The sequence below is a fragment of the Microcystis sp. M53603_WE2 genome, from assembly GCF_030065435.1.
In genome coordinates, this window is sequence record NZ_JASJFF010001147.1 from 1 (window position 1) to 1,569 (window position 1,569).

Annotated in this window: 3 protein-coding genes; 2 read left to right on the forward strand and 1 reads right to left on the reverse strand. The window is 40.0% G+C overall.

The features are described 5' to 3' along the window. Positions 1–634 (forward strand): DUF3352 domain-containing protein (locus PX481_RS24225; RefSeq protein ID WP_288096468.1); only part of this gene is annotated, 634 nt, incomplete at its 5' end. Between the two features lie 318 nt (positions 635–952). Next, positions 953–1,201, forward strand: a complete 249-nt coding sequence (locus tag PX481_RS24230) for a hypothetical protein (protein WP_002762121.1) — start codon at positions 953–955, stop codon at positions 1,199–1,201. Here PX481_RS24230 and PX481_RS24235 read toward each other — a convergent pair. Further along, on the reverse strand, positions 1,169–1,456 hold the full coding sequence (locus PX481_RS24235) for a hypothetical protein (protein WP_288096470.1): 288 nt from the start codon (positions 1,454–1,456) through the stop codon (positions 1,169–1,171). The genes PX481_RS24230 and PX481_RS24235 overlap by 33 nt on opposite strands. Between the last annotated feature and the right edge of the window lie 113 nt (positions 1,457–1,569).

The following is a 1,569-nucleotide window of genomic DNA, read 5'->3' on the forward strand; positions in this document are numbered from 1 at the left end:
AAACCGCTTCCAGTCGCCTTTAGGTTTAAATTTGCCTGAAGACGTTTTTAGCTGGGTTAGAGGCGAATATAGCCTCGCTCTCGTGCCTAGTTCAAAGGGGATGGAACCCGATAGTGTTTTTGTAGGGGAACGGGTGATGGGGGTAGAGGTGGACAGTGCGATCTCTCATTTGGATGAGTTGGCCCGCAGTCGCGGCTATAATGTGATTAATCTGCCTTTACTCGATCGATCGGTGACAGCTTGGACAAAGTTAACCACGGCGGTCCCGGGAGGAAAAGCGCAACTAGAGACGCTCGTGACGGGAGTGCATACTAGGGTCGATAATTATGAAATTATCGCTAGTTCTGTGGAAGCGATGGGTTTAGCTTTATCTGCACAGAAAAACCCCATCTTAAGTAGTGGTAAGTTTCGACAGGCAATTACTGCTTTACCCGCAGAAAATGATGGTTATTTTTACGTCGATTGGCGACAATTGCAACCAGTTATTGAGTCGAAATTCCCGATCGTGCGGGTGTTAGAATTGTCGATTAAGCCTTTATTTAATAATCTGCGTTCTCTTACTATTAGCAGCCAAGGTAGCGAAAATTCTGTGCGTCGGGGAACGATTTTCTTTAACTTGGGAGTGAAATCTTAATCAGTTATCAGTTATCAGATAGAAGCTTGTAGGTTTGGTTGAGCGATTTAATACTTAGGAGAAATTTGACAGCTTGTAGGTTGGGTTGAGCGCTTTAATACTTAGGGGAAACCTTCTCGATTCAATGGTTTGAGCGAAACCCAACATTCTTGACGACATTGGTGTGGTTGGGTTTCCCTCAAGCGTCGCTAATATTTGACAGACAAAAGTTATTATTGCTCAAGTCAACCTACGGTTAGTATGTTAAAGTGCATAACAAGTATGGAAAAGCCAAATTATTTTGGATGAGCTTGCAAAATTCGCTTTACTGTTTAAACCATGACTACTATCACAATTGTTCCAGAATTTGCAGGAAAAACCTTGACATATAAAGCAATTTGTGGCAACCAAGAAACAAGTGGTTTGACTCCAGGTCAAGCACTGGATCTTATGGAAACAAGTTTAACTGCTGAAGGTGAAAATATGGGTGAGACATTAGTGATTTTACAGCGTTTCCGTCCTGATAATTTATTCAGCAAACAGCAACAAGAACGTTTACAAGAACTGATGGAAGAATTTCATCAATAATACATTGTTCCTTGGTTTGACCACCATTCTATTTCTGTCTCTTTCTTCTCGTTCTTCTCGTTCTTCTCTTTCTCTTTCTTCTATGTATCTTTCTTCTCGTTCTTTTCTTTCTCGGATGGCTTCTATACGCTGTTCAGCTAGTTTTTTAAACTGAGGAAACATGGTGACAAGTTTTTTAAGTTCATCTAATTCGTATTTTTTTGATGTACTATTAACAAGGTAAGAAACATTGGCTCTTCGGGAATTGTTATGCAAATAATTAACTTAAAATAAAATTCGATGAGAGCAACTACGCTCAAAAGTAGCTGAAATTCATACAGGAAAGGACTTAAGGCACAAATAGGTTAATACCAAAAGATAGACAATTG